At 71.4% G+C, this 17,482-nt stretch carries 14 protein-coding genes; 2 read left to right on the top strand and 12 right to left on the bottom strand.

What is annotated here, in order from left to right:
- Window positions 1–6: 6 nt before the first annotated feature.
- The 10 genes from ESG85_RS10195 to ESG85_RS10150 form a co-directional block, all read right to left on the bottom strand.
- Window positions 7–789 carry an SDR family oxidoreductase gene (locus ESG85_RS10195; protein WP_128977746.1) on the bottom strand — a complete coding sequence of 261 codons (783 nt, stop codon included), beginning with the start codon at window positions 787–789 and terminating at the stop codon, window positions 7–9.
- 3 nt (window positions 790–792) lie between these two features.
- Window positions 793–2,472, bottom strand: coding sequence for a class I adenylate-forming enzyme family protein (locus tag ESG85_RS10190; protein ID WP_128977745.1), 1,680 nt, complete (start codon window positions 2,470–2,472; stop codon window positions 793–795).
- Between the two features lie 41 nt (window positions 2,473–2,513).
- Window positions 2,514–4,070 carry a long-chain-fatty-acid--CoA ligase gene (locus tag ESG85_RS10185; RefSeq protein ID WP_128977744.1) on the bottom strand — a complete coding sequence of 519 codons (1,557 nt, stop codon included), beginning with the start codon at window positions 4,068–4,070 and terminating at the stop codon, window positions 2,514–2,516.
- 101 nt (window positions 4,071–4,171) lie between these two features.
- On the bottom strand, window positions 4,172–5,428 hold the full coding sequence (locus ESG85_RS10180; RefSeq protein WP_128977743.1) for an aspartate aminotransferase family protein: 1,257 nt from the start codon (window positions 5,426–5,428) through the stop codon (window positions 4,172–4,174).
- Window positions 5,429–5,445: 17 nt separating this feature from the next.
- Window positions 5,446–6,561: a Zn-dependent alcohol dehydrogenase gene (locus ESG85_RS10175; RefSeq protein WP_128977742.1), complete on the bottom strand. Its 1,116-nt coding sequence runs from the start codon at window positions 6,559–6,561 to the stop codon at window positions 5,446–5,448.
- Between the two features lie 29 nt (window positions 6,562–6,590).
- Window positions 6,591–7,949 (bottom strand): NAD-dependent succinate-semialdehyde dehydrogenase, encoded by a 1,359-nt coding sequence (locus ESG85_RS10170; protein ID WP_128977741.1) that lies wholly within the window; start codon window positions 7,947–7,949, stop codon window positions 6,591–6,593.
- A 26-nt stretch (window positions 7,950–7,975) separates the two neighbouring features.
- Window positions 7,976–8,683, bottom strand: a complete 708-nt coding sequence (locus ESG85_RS10165; protein WP_128977740.1) for a transporter — start codon at window positions 8,681–8,683, stop codon at window positions 7,976–7,978.
- Window positions 8,680–10,074: a flavin monoamine oxidase family protein gene (locus ESG85_RS10160; RefSeq protein ID WP_128977739.1), complete on the bottom strand. Its 1,395-nt coding sequence runs from the start codon at window positions 10,072–10,074 to the stop codon at window positions 8,680–8,682. Before ESG85_RS10160 ends, ESG85_RS10165 begins: the two co-directional genes overlap by 4 nt.
- Window positions 10,058–10,993: an alpha/beta fold hydrolase gene (locus ESG85_RS10155; protein WP_128977738.1), complete on the bottom strand. Its 936-nt coding sequence runs from the start codon at window positions 10,991–10,993 to the stop codon at window positions 10,058–10,060. The genes ESG85_RS10160 and ESG85_RS10155 overlap by 17 nt, the downstream gene beginning before the upstream one ends.
- On the bottom strand, window positions 10,986–12,521 hold the full coding sequence (locus tag ESG85_RS10150; protein ID WP_128977737.1) for a flavin-containing monooxygenase: 1,536 nt from the start codon (window positions 12,519–12,521) through the stop codon (window positions 10,986–10,988). Before ESG85_RS10150 ends, ESG85_RS10155 begins: the two co-directional genes overlap by 8 nt.
- A 671-nt stretch (window positions 12,522–13,192) precedes the next feature.
- On the opposite strand from ESG85_RS10150, the gene ESG85_RS10140 reads away from it, so the two are divergent.
- Window positions 13,193–14,641: an APC family permease gene (locus ESG85_RS10140; protein ID WP_128977736.1), complete on the top strand. Its 1,449-nt coding sequence runs from the start codon at window positions 13,193–13,195 to the stop codon at window positions 14,639–14,641.
- Window positions 14,642–14,793: 152 nt separating this feature from the next.
- On the opposite strand, the gene ESG85_RS10135 is transcribed toward ESG85_RS10140, so the two are convergent.
- A complete protein-coding gene (locus tag ESG85_RS10135) occupies window positions 14,794–15,402 on the bottom strand; it encodes a helix-turn-helix domain-containing protein (protein WP_128977735.1) in 609 nt (202 codons plus the stop codon).
- 387 nt (window positions 15,403–15,789) lie between these two features.
- Here ESG85_RS10135 and ESG85_RS10130 point away from each other — a divergent pair, with 387 nt between their 5' ends.
- Window positions 15,790–17,025 carry a PucR family transcriptional regulator gene (locus tag ESG85_RS10130; RefSeq protein WP_128977734.1) on the top strand — a complete coding sequence of 412 codons (1,236 nt, stop codon included), beginning with the start codon at window positions 15,790–15,792 and terminating at the stop codon, window positions 17,023–17,025.
- 68 nt (window positions 17,026–17,093) lie between these two features.
- On the opposite strand, the gene ESG85_RS10125 is transcribed toward ESG85_RS10130, so the two are convergent.
- Window positions 17,094–17,456: an ArsR/SmtB family transcription factor gene (locus tag ESG85_RS10125; RefSeq protein ID WP_128977733.1), complete on the bottom strand. Its 363-nt coding sequence runs from the start codon at window positions 17,454–17,456 to the stop codon at window positions 17,094–17,096.
- Window positions 17,457–17,482 lie beyond the last annotated feature (26 nt).

Below are 17,482 nucleotides of genomic sequence, written 5' to 3'. Positions count from 1 at the left end.
CGGTCGTTACGCGGTGCCGCCGGCGACCGTGAGGCCGCCGTCGACGGTGAGCACGTGGCCGGTGACCCAGGAGGAGTCCTCCGAGGCCAGGTACGCCACGGCGGAGGCGATGTCGGAGGGCACGCCCAAGCGCCGCAGGGGGTAGTCCGCGGCGACCTCGGCCTCCCTGCCCTCGTACAGGGCCTCGGCGAACCGCGTCTTCACCACGGCGGGGGCCACGGCGTTGACCCGGATCTCCGGGCCGAGTTCGACGGCCAGGGTCCTGGTCAGGTGGGACACCGCCGCCTTGCTCACCCCGTACAGGCCGATGCCGGGGGCAGGGGTGTCGCCGGTGACGGAGGAGAGGTTCACGACCGTGCCCCGGCGCTCGGTGAAACCGAGCTTCGGGTGGGCCACCGCGTCCTGCACCCAGGCGAGGGTGGCGAGGACGTTGACCTCAAGCACCTTGCGGGCGACGTCGAGGTCCAGGCCGACGACGGGACCGTACGCCGGGTTGATGCCCGCGTTGTTCACGAGGACGTCCAGCCCGCCGAACTCGCGCGCCACGGTGTCGAAGACCTCGCGGCGGTGCCCGGGATCGTCCGCCTTGCCGGCGACGGTGACGACGCTGCCCGGGGGAAACGTGGCGGCGGCCTCTTCGAGGGGTCCGGCCTTGCGGGCCGTGAGGCATACGCGCGCACCTTCGGCGACGAGCCGTTCCGCGACGGCGAGACCGATGCCCCGGCTCGCTCCGGTCACGACGGCGGTGCGGCCCGGGAATCGGCCTCGGCCGGTGTGGTTCTGGTTCATGGATCAGTCCTTCGCTGGGGTAGCCGGCCCGGAGCCGTCGCCGCCGCGGAGCTCGGCCCGCCGGATCTTGCCGCTCTGGGTCTTGGGCAGGTCGGTGAGGAAGTGGATCGCGCGGGGGCACTTGTAGGCGGCCAGCCGGTCACGGGCGAAGGCGATCAGCTCCTCCGCCGTGGCGTTCAGCCCCGCCTTGAGCGAGACGTAGGCGACGACGGTCTCTCCGCGGTACGCGTCCGGCTGCCCGACGACCGCGGCCTCGAGGACCGCCGGGTGTTCGTACAGCGCGTCCTCGACCTCGCGCGGCCAGACCTTGTACCCGGACACGTTGATCTGGTCCTTGAGCCGGTCCACCAGGTAGACCCAGCCCTGCTCGTCGATGACGGCGACGTCGCCGGTACGGAGCCGGCCCTCCGGCATCGTGCGACGCGTGGCCTCGGGCTTGCCCCAGTATCCGGGCACCACCTGCGGCCCGCTCAGTTCGAGCTCGCCCTGCTCCCCGCCGGGCACCGGGACGCCGTGGAGGTCCACGACGCGTGCCGTGACGTGCGGCAGTGGCCTGCCGACGGACAGCGTTCCGCTCGGCAGGTGGACGGGGGCCCTGCTGCCCGGCGGCACCGCGATGACGGCGGACGTCGTCTCGGTCATCCCGTAGCCGTTGTGGAGGTAGACGCCGAACCGCTCCCGGAACCGCTCGACGGTGGCCGGCGGTATCGGCGCGCCGCCCGAGTACAGGGCCTTCGCCGACGCGAAGTGCTCCGGTCCGGCCTGCGGCAGCTCGTAGATCGCGTTGTACGCGGTGATCGAGCCGATCGTGTAGGTCACCCCGTGCTCGGCGAAGGCCTCCAGGGCGACCTCGGGGTGGAACCGGCCGGTGAGGACGAGCGTGGTGTCGGTGAGCAGGGAGAGCGCCGCGTTGACCACCGCCCCGGTGACATGGAACAGCGGTGCCATCGCGAACACGACGTCCCCGTCGCCGACACCCATCCACGAAGCGCAGGTCGCCACCACGCTCAGGACGTTGCCGTGGGTGTTCATGGCGCCCTTCGGCGGCCCCGTCGTTCCCGAGGTGTACGTCAGGAACGCGACGTCGTCGCGGGCTGTTTCGACGGGCGAGGGAGCGCGGCCCTCGAACTCGCCGATCAGCGCCATCAGGTCGCCGTCCGGCGCCGGGGCGTGGCGGCGCGTCGTCGCGAAGACCCGTGGATCGTCGCGGGACTGGTAGTCCAGCGCCGACGTGCTGACCAGCCAGCGCACCGTGCTCCCCGCCAGCGTGCCGAGCGTCTCGTGGACGTCCTCGTCCGCGCAGACGACGCCGACCGCTCCGGAGTCCTCGATGATCCGGCGGAGTTCCCGGCGCCGGTACATGGGGTTGAGTCCCAGTGCCGTCGCCCCCAGCTTCCACAGGGCCAGCAGCACCAGCGTGTACTGCGGAACGTTCTGCAGGTACACCCCGACGCGGTCGCCCCGGCCGGTTCCGCGCGCCTCGAACGCGGCGGCCAGGGCGTCCGACGCCTCGTCCACCTCCCGCGCGGACAGAGCCCCGTCGAAGAAGCGGAGGGCCGTGCCCTCCGGGTTCTTCGCCACGCGTGCCTTCCAGGCGGCCACGAGCGAGCCGGGTGCCGCGTCCGCCCCGGCACCGTAGCCGTCGGGGACCGCATCCGGCCGCCTGCCCTCGTTCACTGTCATCTGCCGTCCTTCCCGCCGTGCCGGCGCGTTCGGTGTGCCGGTCACGCGAGTTCGCGCTTGAGGATCTTTCCGGTGGAGGTCATCGGCAGGGTCCGCACGATCTCCACGACGCGCGGGTACTTGTAGGCGGCCATCCGCTCCCTGCCCCAGGCGACCAGCTCGTCCGGACCGGCCTCGGCGTCGCGGTCGAGGATGACGAACGCCTTGATCTCCTCGCCGTGGCTCTCGTGCGGCACGCCGACGACCGCGGCCAGGCTGACCGCCGGGTGCGTCATCAGGACCTCCTCGATCTCGCGCGGGTACACGTTGAAGCCACCGCGGATGATCAGGTCCTTCGCCCGGTCGACGATGTAGTAGAAGCCGTCCTCGTCCCGGCGGGCCAGGTCGCCGGTGCGGAACCAGCCGTCCCTGACGGCTTCGGCGGTGGCCTCGGGGCGGCCGTGGTAGCCCTTCATGACGTTGTGGCCCCTGACCGCGATCTCCCCGACGGCGCTGCCCGTGCCGTCGTCCTCGACCTCGGACCAGTCGGAGTTGACGAGCTTGACCTCGACGCCCCAGACCGGCACGCCGATGGAGCCGGGCCGGGGCTCTCGTGCCGGATCGCTGAAGGTCACCACCGGCGAGGTCTCGGAGAGGCCGTAGCCCTCCAGGACCTGGACGCCCAGTCGCTCCCTGACCTGCTTGACGAGCTCCGCGGGGAGCGCGGCACCGCCGGAGACGCCGACGCGCAGGTTCCTCGCGATCCGCTCGACGTCGACGTCGTCGGTGAGCGCCTGCAGGAGACCCCACCACATGGTGGGGACGCCCGCGAAGACGGTGATGTCCTCCCGCTGCATCAGGGACACCGTCTGCCGGGCGTCGAACCGTGGCAGCAGCACCAGGGTGCTCGCCGTCGAGAAGCCGGCGTTCATCTGCACGGTCGCGCCGAAGGAGTGGAACAGCGGCAGCACGACCAGATGGGTGTCCTGGGCCGCCCGGTTCTCCAGCAGCCGGTTGCAGGCGAGGGCGTTGAGGACCAGGTTGGCGTGGCTGAGCTCGGCGCCCTTCGCCTGCCCTGTCGTACCGCTCGTGTAGAGCAGCACGGCCGGGTCGTCCCCCGACGTCCCGATGCTGTCGAACGTCGCCGCGGTGTCCCGCAGCGCGGCGCCCAGGGTCTCGACGCCCTCGATGGGGCTCTTCGCCGCGGGGTCGGCGGTGACGAGGAAGAAGTGCTCGCAGTCCGGGGACTCGGTGAACCCGGCGTGTCCCTCCGCGCCCATCGGCAGGCCCTCGCCGCCCTCGAAGCAGAAGTACGCCTTCGCCCCCGAGTCGGCGAGGTGATAGGCGACCTCCCGGCCCTTGAGCAGGATGTTGAGCGGTACGACGACGGCGCCGGCCTTGAGGATCCCGTAGTAGACGATCGGGAACCAGGGCACGTTCGGGCAACTGAGCGCGACCTTGTCGCCGGGCCAGATGCCGCGGTCCACCAGGAGGTTGGCGACCCGGTTGGCGGCGGCGTCGAGCTGGGCGTAGGTGAGACGCGTCGTGCCGAGGACGACGGCGTCCCGGTCCGGGTGCGTGCGGGCGGAGTCCTCGAGCAGGACCGAGAGGTTCAGCATGGTGTCTTCCGGAAAGGTGGACCGGGCCGGGCCGCGGGGGATCGGAACACGCGGCCCGGCTCGGGGCGGGTGGGGTTGTGCACGCGGCTCGACGCGGGACGTCAGAGCTGCCGCAGGAGCCGGTCGAGGGCCTCGGCCGTCGCCTCGACGTCGGCACTGGTGTGTGCCGTGCTGAGGAAGACCTTGCCGGACGGCATGAACAGGAAGCCCTGGCGCAGCATCCCTTCGAGGATCGCCCTCCAGAGCCCGCTCGTTCCATGGAGCCCGGTGGCGCCGCCGGCGGGGACGTACTGGAGGAGCGAGCCGACCCGGTTGAGGCTGCCGAAGTCGGCCGAGGAACCGAGAACGGCACCGACGAGGGCTTCGAACTCGCTGGAGATCTCCTCGAGTTGCTCGTGGACCGCGGGATCGGCCAGCACGCGCATCGTCGCCGCGACGGCGGCCAGGGCGATCGGGTTGGCGTTGAAGGTTCCGGCGTGCACGACGCCCGACGTCACCTGGTCGACCAGATCGGCCCGGCCGACGACGGCGCTCTGGGTGAAGCCGCCGGCCATCGCCTTCCCGAAGACGGACAGGTCGGGCAGGACGCCGTACTTCTCGGCCGCCCCGCCCCGGGCGATCCGGAACCCGGCGATCACCTCGTCGAAGACGAGGACCACGCCGTGCCGGTCGCAGAGGGTCCGCAGCGTCGACAGGAAGAGCGGTGAGGGCGTTTCGACGCCGGCGTTGCTCATCACCGGGTCGACGAGCACGGCCGCGATGTCGCGCTCGACGGCCTCGCCCAGCAGCCGCTCGGCCAGCCGTACGTCGTTGAAGCGCGCCACGACCAGGTCGTCGAGCACGCTGGCCGACTGCCCCGGCCCGCCGGGGGTGGCGGGGCGGTCGCAGTCGTCCTCGGACATCCCGGCGTACACGGTGTCGTGCCAGCCGTGGTAGCTCTTCGCGAACTTGAGGACGCGGCGCCGGCCGGTGGCGGCGCGCGCGAGGCGCAGCGCCACCTGCACCGCCTCGGTCCCGGTGTTGCTCCACAGCAGTCGCTCGCCGTGCGGCACCGCTTCGAGGACCGCTTCGGCCGCCAGGTACTCCAGCGGGTGGCCGGTGCCGACGACCTGCATCCTCGTCGCGACCTCGGAGACCGCCGAAAGGACGCGCGGGTCACCGTGGCCGAGGACGAGCGGCCCCCAGGCCATCACGTAGTCGACGTAGCGGTCGCCGTCCAGGTCCCAGACGTGTGCGCCCCGCGCCTCGCGCACGAAGAGCGGATGGGGCGGCATCGCGGCGCGCAGGCCCGACCCCACACCCCCGCCGACGCTGCGGCGGGCTCGCTCGAAGGCCGAGCGTGATGATTCCAGGGCCATGAGATCGCCCCTGCCTTTCAGTACGTGATCACCGAGCGGATGCCGATGCCGCGCTTCATCTGGTCGAACGCCTCGTTGACGTCCCGCAGACGGATCACGCTCGTCACCAGGGAGTCCAGGTCGATGCGTTGGTTCATGTAGTGGTCGATCAGCAGCGGGAAGTCGGAAGCCGGCTTGCTGGAGCCGTAGTTCGAGCCGATGAGCGAGAGCTCCTGATCGGACATGACGAAGGGATCGATGGAGACCTTCAGGCCGTCCGCCACCTGCCCGGCGACCACCGCCGTGCCGCCCCGGGCCAGGACCTCGTAGGCCGCCTCGATGGTGCGGGGCAGCCCGATGGCCTCGATGGCGATCTCCACACCGCGTCCGTCGGTGAGCTGCCGCACCCGGTCCGCGAAGTCCTCGCGGCCGTTGTTGATCAGGTCGGTCGCGCCGAAGACGCGCGCCTGCTCCAGCTTCTCGTCGGAGACGTCCGCGGCGATGATCTTCCGCGCGCCGGCGAGCCGGGCCCCCTGGATCGCGTTCAGGCCGACGCCGCCGCAGCCGAGGACCAGCACGGTGTCGCTCGGCCGCACGCCGGCGGTGTTGACGGCCGCGCCGACCCCGGTCGTGACGGCGCAGCCGACCAGAGCCGCCTGCGGGAACGGTGCGTCGTCCCGGACGGCGATCGCGCCCGATTCGGGCACGAGGGTGTACTGGCCGAACGTTCCGAGGCCCGCGAAGCTGAGGACGTCGTCCCCGTCGGCGGACGTGATCCGGGACCGGCCGTCGAACGACAGGTGGTTCGCCGAGTGCTCGCTCACCATGTCGCAGAGGACGGGCCTGCCGCTGACGCAGTAGCGGCAGCGGCGACAGGAAGGCGTCCAGGACAGCACGACGTGGTCGCCCTTCCTCAGCGTCGTGACGCCTTCGCCGACGCTCTCGACGATCCCGGCTCCCTCGTGGCCGAGGATCATGGGCGAAGGGGCCTCCCATTCGCCCAGGAGGACGTGGAGGTCGCTGTGGCACACCCCGCTCGCCTGGAGCCGTACGAGCACCTCGCCGGGCGGCGGCGTCGAGGGGATCGTCACTCTCTCGATGGTCAGCGGTTCGTTTGGCGTCCTGAAGACGGCGGCGTCGAATGCGATGGTCATGAAAGGTTTCCTTCCGTGCTCCGGGGCGATCACGTCCGAGCGGTGCGGATGAGCTTCTTGTTGGCGAACTCGTCGATTCCCGCCCGGCCCAGCTCGCGGCCGAAACCGGACAACTTGACCCCGCCGAAGGGCAGTTCCGCGCCTTCGAGGCCGACGCCGTTGACGAAGACCATGCCCGCCTCGATCCGGTCGGCGACGCGCAGCGCCTGCTCGGGATCCGTCGTGAACACGTAGGAGCCCAGCCCGTACGGGGTGCCGTTCGCCAGCTCGACGGCCTCGTCCTCGGATCCGGCCCGGAAGACGGTCGCGACGGGACCGAAGAGCTCCTCGGCGGCCGACGGCGACGCCGGCGAGACGCCCGTCAGCACGCCGGGCGGGAAGTACGCCCCTTCGCGCCGCCGCGCGGAGACGAACGTCGCCCCGTCGCCGACGGCTCGCTCGACCTGTTCCTCGAGGTACTCGGCGGCGGCGACCGAGGAGAGCGGCGCCATGCCGTCGGTCAGCGCGAGCACCTGCTCGGTGAACTTGTCGAGGAAGGCGTCGTGGACGTCCTCGGCGATGATGAAGCGCTTCCCGGCGTTGCACGCCTGACCGGCGTTCTCGAACCGGGCCTCGACCGCCGCCTGGACCGTGGCGTCGAGGTCGTCGGTGGACAGCACGATGAAGGGGTCCGAGCCGCCCAGTTCGAGCACCACCTTCTTGAGGTTGCGCCCGGCCTGCTCGGCGACCTGCGCGCCGGCCCGCTCCGAACCGGTGAAGGAGACGCCCTGCACGCGGGGGTCCGCGATGGCGCGGCCGATCTGCTCGCCGGTGGCGTGGACGTTGACGTAACAGCCCGGGGGGAGGCCCGCGTCCGTGAACAGCTGCTGGAGGGCCGCGGACGACTCCGGACACTGCGACGCGTGCTTGAGCACGATGGTGTTGCCCAGCGCGAGGTTGGGCGCGGCGAACCGGGCCACCTGGTAGTACGGGTAGTTCCAGGGCATGATCCCCAGCAGCACGCCGACCGGCTGGCGGCGGACGAAAGCGGTGCCCTCCCCCTCCGGAAGCCCGATCGGCTCGTCGGTGAGGAACGTCTCCGCGTTCTCGGCGTAGTACCGGTAGATCGAGGCGCTGAACTCGACCTCTCCGACGGCCTCCTCCACCGGCTTGCCCATCTCCCGGTGGATGATCTCGGCGAGCTGCCGGCCGCGCTCCTCGTGCAGGGTGGCGACGGCGTGCAACAGCCGGGCGCGCTCCGCCACGGAGGTCCGCCGGGACCAGTGCGCGTAGGCCTCCGCCGCCGCGTCGAGTGCCGCGTCGACGACCTCGTCCGTCGCGGTGGGGTACTCCTTGACCAGCTTGCCGGTGGCGGGGTCCACCACCGCGTAGACGTGCCTCTTCGCCATGCTGACTCCTTCTTCGTGGTCGGGGTTCATGCGAGGGTGCTGCTCGTGCGGGCTGGGTGGTTCGCGTCCGGGGCCGCGTCGCGGTCGTGCAGTGCGCGGTAGGCGCGGAAGTAGACGAATCCCTGGGTGCCCCAGGTCGCCAGCGCGGCGGTGTAGAAGATCGTGCGGTTCGCGTCGTCGAACGGCAGGGGGAAGAAGTCGTACGTGATCGCGATGGCGGTTCCGGCGGCCGTGACCAGTCCGGTCCAGATCGCCGGCCACTTCGCGCCCGCACTCCAGAGCCGCTTGACGAAGTACCCGAGGAAGACCGTCGTGAGGAGATTGACGACGACGTAGAACACGGCGACCCAGAACGCGATGCCGCCGGTGTGGAGGTCCGCGCCGTGGTACTGCCGGAGGAACAGGCCGGCCACGGTCGCGGCCCCGAACACGCCCACGTCGACGCCGACGCTCGGCTTGTAGCGGTGGGTGACCTGCATCAGGCCCATGATCAGGATGAGCGTGATGCCGATCGACCGGGAGAACGCGTCGAAGAAGTACGCCAGGTCGTACAGGACGCTGCCGCTGTCGCCACCGAGCAGCGACCAGAGCAGGAAGTTGCTGCCCGACGTGGCGACGACCATCCACTCCAGGCCCAGGAGGTAGTTGCCGTACCGGCGGATGAACTTCCCTCCGTAGAAGTAGCCGGCGAAGATCATCCACAGATCGGCCAGCAGGAACAGCGCCTCCCTCATCGAGACACCCCCGCCCGGACGTCGTGGGACAGGAGACCGAGGACGCGCTCGGCGGTGCGCTGGCCCGCCAGGACCGCGCCGTTCATGGTGCCGGCCCATTCGCCGGCGGTCTCGGTGCCTGCCCAGTGGACGCGCCCGTGGGGCGCGGTCAGTGCCTTGCCGTAGCTCACGGTCGCGTGGGGGCCGGCGGCAGGGTGGGGGCCGCCCGGGGCGAAAGGTTCCGATCCCCAGCAGTGGTCCACGTAGTCGATCGGGTTGCGGGCCTGCGGACCGTAGAGGTCGACGAGCTGACGGACGACCAGGTCGCGTCGGGTCCCGGGGGCGAAGCCGTCGAAGACGCGGGGGTCGCAGAAGGCCATCAGGACGCCCGGTCCGCCGGGGCCGGGCGACACGTCGAAGGTGATGAACACGGTCCCGGTGTCGGTCACCGCCTCGCCGGAGAGTCCGTCGACCCGCCAGAACGGCTTCTCGTACGCCACGAACGCCTTGCTCAGCGCGCCCATGCGCCAGGTCCGGGTGAGCCCTTCGGCCTGCTCGGGCAGAGCGGGCTCGAAGGCGATGGCCGCGCGGTGCGCCGGCGCTGCCGTGACGATCGCGTACCCGGCGCGGATCTCGCCGGAGTCGGTGTGGACGGTGACGCCGTCGTCGTCCTGCGTGACGCGGCGCACCGGCGTGTCCAGGCGCACCCGGTCGCCGAGCCGCTCCGCCAGCCGCTTGGCGATCTCCTGGGTGGTCTCGACGAACCGGTCCTCGTTCGCTCCGCCCTCGACGTCCAGCATGTGGTCGAGCCCGCCCGCTGCCCGGATGTAGCGCAGTACGTGCAGCAGGGAGACGTCTCCGGGTGCGCAGCCCCACTGCACCTTGCTCACGATGGTCATCAGCGCGCGGGTGCTGGGCAGCGCGTTCTTCCGGTCGAGCCACTCGCCGAACGAGATGGCGTCGAGCCGGCCGGCCCCGGGCGTGTCCCACGGGGCGTCCATGTCGATGGTCGCGACCAGCTTGTTCACGGCCGTCTGCATGCGGGCCATGTCGACCAGGGTCGCGGGGGAGACCTTGGGGATGGTGCCGCTGTAGGTGCGGCGGCGGCCGGCCATCCACAGCACGTTGCGGCCCTGGTCGAACTGGCCGGTCGTGGTGCACCCCATGCGGTTCGCGAGGTCCCGGATGGCGGTGTGGCGCCGGGCCACCCAGGTCGCTCCGAGGTCGACCTTCACGCCGGCCACCTCGCCGGAGAACGAGCGGCCTCCGACCCGGTCGCGGCCTTCCACGACCAGGACGGACCGTCCCGTGCTCACCAGTCGCTCGGCGGCGCTCAGACCGGCGAAGCCGGCACCCACGACCACGACGTCGACCGTGGTGTCCCCGGAGCCGGGCTTACGAGATCCGGACATGGTTTCCTCCTTCGCCCACGCGGTTCGCGTGCTGCGCGATGTACTCGGTGACGGGGCCGACGAGGGCCTCGGGGATGTGGTGGCCCATGCCGGGAATGACCACGTGCTGGGCCGAGCGGATCGCCCGTACGGTCGCGGCGCCGCCGCTCGGGTCGACCAGCAGGTCCCGGTCTCCGTTGATGACGAGCGTCGGGGCCGTGATCGTGCGCAACTGGCTCGTCCGGTCTCCGGAGCGCTGGATCGCCTGGATCTGGCGCGCCACGCCGGCCGCGGGGTCGCCGGCGCTGCGGTCCCAGCCGCGCGCCGCGATGGCCGCCTCGGCCACGTCGTCGATGGGGTATCCCGTTCCCGCGACGTGCCGGGTGAGCCGCAGGTGGGCGCGGACCGTCGCGGTTCTGGTCCTCGCCGGCGGGGCGGCGAGGAGCCGGATCGTCGACAGCGCCGGCCGGCCCACCTTCTTCGCCCCGGTGGTCGAGTAGAGGGAGGTCAGCGACAGCACGCGCTCGGGCGCCGTGGCCGCGATCGTCTGCGCGATCATCCCGCCCATCGACCGCCCCACCAGGTGCACCCGGGGAATCCCGAGATGGTCGAGCACACCGACGGCGTCCTGGGCCATGTCGGCCAGCGCGTACGCGTCGCCGCGCGGACGCGCGGCGATCTGGCGCCAGAGCGCGGGAGGGGGTGCGGAGACGAACGTCGACTGGCCGACGTCCCGGTTGTCGATCGCGACGACCCGGAAGCCGCGGGCGACGAGCGAGCCGGAGAACGAGTCGGTCCAGAAGGTGAGGTCCTCGCCCAATCCGGCGACGAGCAGGATGGCGGGGTCGGCCTCGTCGCCGAAGTCCCGGAAGCAGATCGTCACCCCGGACGGCAGGGCCGCGAACCGGTCGACGCCCTCGGCGCCGCTCGTCTCAGGCATGGGTGGTCCGCCTCGCACCGGGCGTCCGCGCGGCCGCCCGACGGGTGCCGAACTCGAGGTGCTCGTCGGCCACCGGGCCGCGCAGCGCCCTGGCGTCCTCGGGGTAGGACATCGCCATCCGCCAGGGCTTCTCGGGGCCCTGCTTGGGCATGAGCTTCTCGGCGCGTTTGGCGTACCCGGCCTGAAGGTCCATGACCGGCCTGCGCTGCGTCCCCGACGGCGCGACCGGGACCACCGTGTCGTACCCCCGGGCGTCCATGTGCCGGACCAGATCGATGAAGTAACGGCACATCAGGCTCACCTTGAGCGTCCAGGACGAGGTGGTGTAGCCGATCGCCATCGCCCAGTTCGGCATGCCGCTCAACAGCATGCCGCGGTAGCAGAGCGCGTCCGCGAGGTCGACCTGGCGTCCGTCGACGATGATGGGCATGCCGTCGAAGAGCCGCAGGTTCAGCCCCGTCGCGGTGACGATGATGTCGGCTTCCAGTTCCTCGCCCGAGGCGAGGACGATGCCGCGCTTGCTGAACCGCGCCACGGCGTCGGTGACGACGGAGGCCCTGCCTTCCTTGATCGCGTCGAAGAAGTCGCCGTTCGGTGCCACGCACAGCCGCTGGTCCCACGGGTCGTACGGCGGGTTGAAGTGCTTGTCGACGTCGAATCCCTTGGGAAGGCGCTTGACGTTCTCGCGCCGGATGAAGGCCCGTCCTGCCTTGGGGAAGGTCCGCAGGCCCTTCACGACGGCGTGCTCGGTCCAGATGTTCTTGAACCGCGTCACGGCGTACCCGCGCTCTTCTCCGAGCAGCTTCGTGAGCGCCAGGGCGACCTTGTCGACCCGGGGGAGCGGCATGACGTACGTGGGAGTGCGCTGCAGCATCGTGACGTGGCGGGCGGCGCCCGCCCCGGTGGTCATGGCCGGCACCAGCGTGATCGCGGTCGCGCCACTGCCGATGACCACGACCTTCTTGTCGCGGTAGTCGAGCCCCTCGGGCCAGTGCTGCGGGTGGACGATCCGGCCCTCGAAGTCGTCCCGCCCCGGGAACTCCGGGGAGAACCCCTCGTCGTACCGGTAGTAGCCGGTGGCGGCGAAGACCCATCCGGCGTGGACCGTTTTGGTCCGGACCGCTCCCGTGGCGGGGTCCGGCGTCTCGACGGTGAGGGTCCACCGCGAGTCCGCCGTGGACCACTCGGAGCGGACGACCCGGTGGCGGAGCCTGAGGACGCGCTCCAGGCGGTTCTCCTCGACGGTCTCGTGGAGGTACTCCTTGATGAGGGGAGCGTCCGCGATCGCGGCTTCGTGGCGCCAGGGCTTGAACGCGTATCCGAACGTGTGGAGGTCGGAGTCCGAGCGGATGCCGGGATAGCGGAACAGGTCCCAGGTCCCCCCGATGTCGTCGCGCGCTTCCAGCACGGCGAGCGACTTGTCGGGGAGCTCCCGGCTGAAATAGGTGGCCGCGCCGATGCCGGAGATCCCGGCTCCGATGATCACCACGTCGAACTCCTCGACGGCGTCCAACACCTCAGCTGTCATGGCGTTTCCTCGCTGTTCCTGTGGCGGTTACCTCACTGTCGCGAGCCGCGACCGCCTGCGAGAACGACAGCGGGCACCTGCTTCGCCCGGGCCCGGTGCACGATGCACAGGCCGACCGCACCGCTGCGCCCGTACGGTGGCCGACGCCCGCGCCGCGACCCGCGGCCGGGGCTGGGACCGCGTCCGAGACCGCGGCCGAGACGGACATCTCGGCCGGGGCCGGGGCCGCGTCCGCGACCTCGGCCGTGTCCGAGACCGACATCTCGGCCGGGGCCGGGGCCGGGACCGCGTCCGAGACCGCGGCCGGGCCGGGGCCGCGACCTCGGCCGCGACCACGGTCGGGCTCTTCGTAGGGCGGAGCGACTGGCGGGGGTCGTGGGGCGCCGGTCTTGCCGCAGCCATTGCGGCGGCGGGGCCGGAGTGGTAGAGCTTTGGCCCCGGGTTTAGTCGCACTAAACACCTCGTTGCGGTCGAGCGGAAGCGACGGGCAGCCCGGGTCCCCCTCGCGGCCGCGCCTTCCCGGCCCCGAGCCGGAGGGACGGAAGCCGGATCTCCTCGCCCCGCCGCGCGAAAGCCGCTCCGGTTCGTCGCGCGGGGGCGCACCGCCCCGCGCACTCCCTCATCCACCCAGCACGAGCCGGCACCGGCCCGTGAGCCGAAAGGTGGTCCAGATGACCGACCTCTCCCAGACAGGGCACGTCGAAGCACCCGGCGGTGCAGCGGGATCGGGCAACCCGCTCGACCGCGGGCTCGGCGTCTCGCAGATCGTGTTCATGGTCGTCGCCGCGGCGGCGCCGCTCGGGCTGGTGGCCGGCGGGGTGCCGCTCGCCTTCGCCGTGAGCGGCAGCCCGGGCATGCCGCTGTACTTCGCGCTGTCCACCGTGATGCTGCTGGTCTTCGCCGTGGGCTTCACGCTGATGGCCGGACGGGTACGCAACGCGGGCGCCTTCTACGCCTACGTCCAGGCGGGACTGGGCCGCATACCCGGTCTCTCGGCCGCGACCCTCGCGCTCTTCTCGTACACGCTGCTCCTCGTCGGGGTGAACGCCTACGTCGGCGTCGCGACGAGCAACGTCCTCGAGCGGTACGCCGACGTCGGCACCCCGTGGTGGTCGTGGGCGCTCGTCTCGCTCGGCGTCATCGCCTTCCTCGGCCACCGCGACATCGAGCTGAGTGCCAAGGTGCTCGGTGCCGTGCTCGTACTGGAATCCCTGCTGCTCCTGGTCATGGACGCAGGCATCGTGGGCCACGGCGGCGCCCATGGCCTCACGGCCGAGCCGCTGGCGCCCTCGATCGTGGGGACCGGCTCCCTGGGCCTCGGTGTCATGTTCGCCATCTTCGGGTTCATCGGCTTCGAGGCGACGGCCGTGTTCCGCAACGAGGCGAAGGACCCCGACGCCACGGTCCCACGGGCGACGTACGTCGCGATCCTGGTGATCGGGGTCTTCTACTCGTTCACCGTGTGGGCGATCGTGGTGGGTGCCGGCGTCGACGCGGTGGTCGGAGCCGCGCGGACCGACCCCGAGGGCCTGGTCCTCGGGCTGGCGCAGAGCTACGTGGGGTCCGTCTGGGCCGACGCCATGCAACTCCTCCTGATCACCAGCCAGTTCGCCTGTGTCCTGGCCTTCCACAACGTCGTGACGCGCTACCAGTTCGCACTGGCCCGGGCCGGAGCGCTCCCGGCAGCGCTGGGCGTCGTCCACCCCCGGCACCGCGCGCCGTCAGCCTCCTCGGCGGTCGCCTCGGCGGTCGCGTTCGTCACCACGCTCGTCGTCGCCGCGCTCGGCCTGGACCCCATCGGGGACCTCTACGCCTGGTTCTCCGGTGCCGCCACCCTCGGCATCGTCCTGCTGATGGCGGCCACCAGCCTCGCGGTGATCGGCTTCTTCCGGCGCGCCGACGAGCGGCAGCCGGTGTGGCGCACGGTCGTGGCCCCGGCCGTGGCCTTCCTCGGCCTGGCCTGTGTGGTCTGCATGATGGTCGCCAACTTCCCGCTCCTCGTCGGCACCACCACGGGCGCCTGGGTGATCGGCGGTCTCGTCGCCCTCTCGGCCGTGGCCGGCGCGGTGCAGGCCCTCGTCCTGCGGGCGCGCCGGCCCGCCCACTACGAACGCCTGTAGGCCGTTCCTTTCGGATCCGGGTCGGACAGGCCGCACCAGACGCCACGGACCCGGCCAAGATCCGGAAGGGACGGCTGAGCACGGCCTGGGGCGTGTGTCGAAAGGAGCGTCGTCTGCCCGCCGGGCAGACGGGACGTGCGACACACGCCTTCCTAGGCGGGCCTTCGCGCCGCGCGTGGCAGGGGAGGCGACAGGACCCACAGGACCTCGCTCACCGTCGTACCCGGATTGTCGAACTGGTGGAGCGTCCGCCCGGAGAACGACGTGGACGCCCCGGCCGACAGCATCCGGGTCTCGCCTCCGACGATCAGGCGGGTCGAGCCGCTCAGTGCCATCGCGAAGATCGTGCCGGTGTCGAGCCGATAGGGGCCCCCGGTGCCCCCGCCCGGTTCGATCACGGAACGGAAGACCTGGAACGCCGTGGTGTCGGCCGGCGTGAGCAGGTACTCGGCCACGCCCTCGCCGCCCATGTCGATGCGACTTCCGCCCTCCACGACCTGCTCCTCCGGGTGGGCGAACAGCTCGCCGACACCGATCCGCAGCACCTCGCAGACGCGCAACAGCGTCGGGACGGACACGTTGGTGAGACCGCGCTCCAGCTGACTCAGGAAGCCCTTGGTGACGTCCGCCTGGTGCGCGACCTCCGTCAACGACAGCCCGCGGCTGAGCCTGATCGCCCGCAGTTGCGCGCCTGTGGACGCTTCGAGGACGGGGGACTTCCCGGCAGCGCCGCCTGCTTCCCCGTTGTTCTCGATGGACATCGTGTGCTCACCGCCCGTGCAGAGTCGAGGTCGTGTCCCCATCGGGCGACAGGCCGCCTCGGGCGGGCCCCCTCCGTGACACGAGGCTAAGGCATGCGCGTCACGGTGGCCGAAGCCCCTCCAGGGGGTGGCGACGCCGTACCTCTTGCAGCACCACCGGCGGCGTGGTAGATCTTCCGCCGGTTTAGTCGCACTAAACACCACACCCTTGGAGCTCCATGCACCCGGTTGTCTCCCGAGGCCCTGCCGTGCCCGCCGCCCGCTTTCGCGGGCGGGCCGACGACCCCCGCCGTGGCCGTCCGTCCTGTCACCGGGGGGTCCTGCGGCTGCCTGTGACACCGCATGTCGGGAGCGTCCGCCTCCCAGGATCAGGGGGACACTGAACGCATGGAAGAGCTGTGGCCCGCGCCCTCCCGCGAGGTCGCCGAAGCGATCAGGTCACTGTGTCAGCGCCTGCTGACCGAAACGGACGCCCTGATCGACGCCTTCGCCAAGCCCTCTCTCGTCGCCCAGAACGATCCCGCCCTCCTCGCGGACGCCTCGCTGGTCGAGGAGGATCGCGCGCTCAACCGCTCCGACCTCGTCCAATGGCTGACCGCGAACGTCCAGCAACCGGGACGGAGGGTGGAGCCCTACGTCGGCCCGAGGACCACGGCGTACATCAACGACCTCGTCTCCCGGGGCATCGCGCCCGACTTCGCCGTCGCCTGGCGCGTGGCGCTGGGGATCGGCTGGCGGCGATGGCTCGAGGAATGCGTGGCGGAATGCACCGACCCCGGTCTTCTCGTCGGGGTCCTCGACGTGACGGCGCAGTCGATGGTGCAGTACGCCCTCGACTCGGTGGCGGCCCTGCGCCAAGCCGGCCTCGCCGCGGCGATGGGCAACACGGATGCCGAGGGGATCGCGATGATCCAGCTGATCGCGAGCGGGGCGCCGATGCCGGAAGACCTCGCCGAGGGGCGCCTGCGCTACCGGATGGCGCGGTGGCACGTGGGCCTCGTGCTGTGGATCGACGACCCCCGGCAGGCCGATGCCCTGAACGAGGCGATCTCGGCCGTGCGCTCCGCCGCCGGCGGCCGGAGCGCCCTGGTGGCGCGTGCCAGTGCCACGTCGCAGTGGATCTGGCTCTCGGGAGAGGCCGTCCCGGACCTTCACCACGTGGAGAAGGCCCTCGCGGCGACCGACCCCGTTCGCGCGGCGGTGGGAAGACCGGGACGCGGACTCGAAGGATTCCGGTCCAGCCACCAGGACGCCCTCGCCGCACAGGCGCTGGTCGTCCGGCTCGGGTCCGACCGGCGCCTCACCGCCTACGCCGACGTCGAGCTGATCGACGCGCTCACGAAGGACCGTTCCGGCGCGCGCAGGTTCGTCATCAACACCCTCGGGCCGTTGACCGAGGCCGACACGGCGCTACGGCAGGCCCTGCTCACCTACGTGCAGTGCGGCTTCAACACCACCCGGGCGGCCGCCAACCTCTACGCGCACCGCAACACCGTCGAACGGAGGGTCTCCCGCGCCAACGAGCTCTCGGCCGTCAAGGTGGAGGACAACCCGACCCACGTGGCGGCGGCGCTCCTGCTCCTGGACCTCGCGCCCGACATCGTGACGACCCCTCCGGGCTGAGCCCGCCCCACGCGGTTCCGGCGTACGCGCTCCCTGACCCGGGGAAGAGCCGGTCACGGTCGGGACGGTCACGCGGCCGCCGCCTTGGTGAGCAGCGCGCCCATCGCGGCGAGGACGGCCGGCTCGACCCGGTAGTAGACCCACGTGCCGCGCCGCTCGGAGGAGAGCAGCCCGGCCTCCTTCAGCTTCTTCAGGTGGTGCGAGACGGTCGGCTGGGAGACGCCGACATCGGAGATGTCGCACACGCACGCCTCGCCGCCCTCGTGCGAGGCGACCGCGGAGAACAGTCGCAGCCGGACCGGATCGCCCAGCGCCTTGAACATCTTCGCGGTCCGCTCGGCCTCGTCGGCGGTCAGGGGGCGCTCGGCCAGCGGCGGGCAGCAGGGCTCGACCTCGGGCTGGATCAGCGGCAGCGCAGCGACATTCGGCATATGTCTATGTTGACACATGTCGAACC

It is taken from the genome of Streptomyces roseicoloratus (assembly GCF_004117935.1).
In the GTDB taxonomy this organism is placed as follows: Bacteria; Actinomycetota; Actinomycetes; order Streptomycetales; family Streptomycetaceae; genus Streptomyces; species Streptomyces roseicoloratus.
This window is presented reverse-complemented; position numbering and strand designations above follow the sequence as displayed.

Coding starts and splice junctions, on each gene's coding strand:
- ESG85_RS10185 (WP_128977744.1), bottom strand. CDS start 4,070: ATGCTGAACCTCTCGGTCCTGCTCGAGGACTCCGCCCGCACGCACCCG.
- ESG85_RS10170 (WP_128977741.1), bottom strand. CDS start 7,949: ATGGCGAAGAGGCACGTCTACGCGGTGGTGGACCCCGCCACCGGCAAG.
- ESG85_RS10180 (WP_128977743.1), bottom strand. CDS start 5,428: ATGGCCCTGGAATCATCACGCTCGGCCTTCGAGCGAGCCCGCCGCAGC.
- ESG85_RS10140 (WP_128977736.1), top strand. CDS start 13,193: ATGACCGACCTCTCCCAGACAGGGCACGTCGAAGCACCCGGCGGTGCA.
- ESG85_RS10195 (WP_128977746.1), bottom strand. CDS start 789: ATGAACCAGAACCACACCGGCCGAGGCCGATTCCCGGGCCGCACCGCC.
- ESG85_RS10130 (WP_128977734.1), top strand. CDS start 15,790: ATGGAAGAGCTGTGGCCCGCGCCCTCCCGCGAGGTCGCCGAAGCGATC.
- ESG85_RS10150 (WP_128977737.1), bottom strand. CDS start 12,521: ATGACAGCTGAGGTGTTGGACGCCGTCGAGGAGTTCGACGTGGTGATC.
- ESG85_RS10175 (WP_128977742.1), bottom strand. CDS start 6,561: ATGACCATCGCATTCGACGCCGCCGTCTTCAGGACGCCAAACGAACCG.
- ESG85_RS10165 (WP_128977740.1), bottom strand. CDS start 8,683: ATGAGGGAGGCGCTGTTCCTGCTGGCCGATCTGTGGATGATCTTCGCC.
- ESG85_RS10125 (WP_128977733.1), bottom strand. CDS start 17,456: ATGCCGAATGTCGCTGCGCTGCCGCTGATCCAGCCCGAGGTCGAGCCC.
- ESG85_RS10190 (WP_128977745.1), bottom strand. CDS start 2,472: ATGACAGTGAACGAGGGCAGGCGGCCGGATGCGGTCCCCGACGGCTAC.
- ESG85_RS10135 (WP_128977735.1), bottom strand. CDS start 15,402: ATGTCCATCGAGAACAACGGGGAAGCAGGCGGCGCTGCCGGGAAGTCC.
- ESG85_RS10160 (WP_128977739.1), bottom strand. CDS start 10,074: ATGTCCGGATCTCGTAAGCCCGGCTCCGGGGACACCACGGTCGACGTC.
- ESG85_RS10155 (WP_128977738.1), bottom strand. CDS start 10,993: ATGCCTGAGACGAGCGGCGCCGAGGGCGTCGACCGGTTCGCGGCCCTG.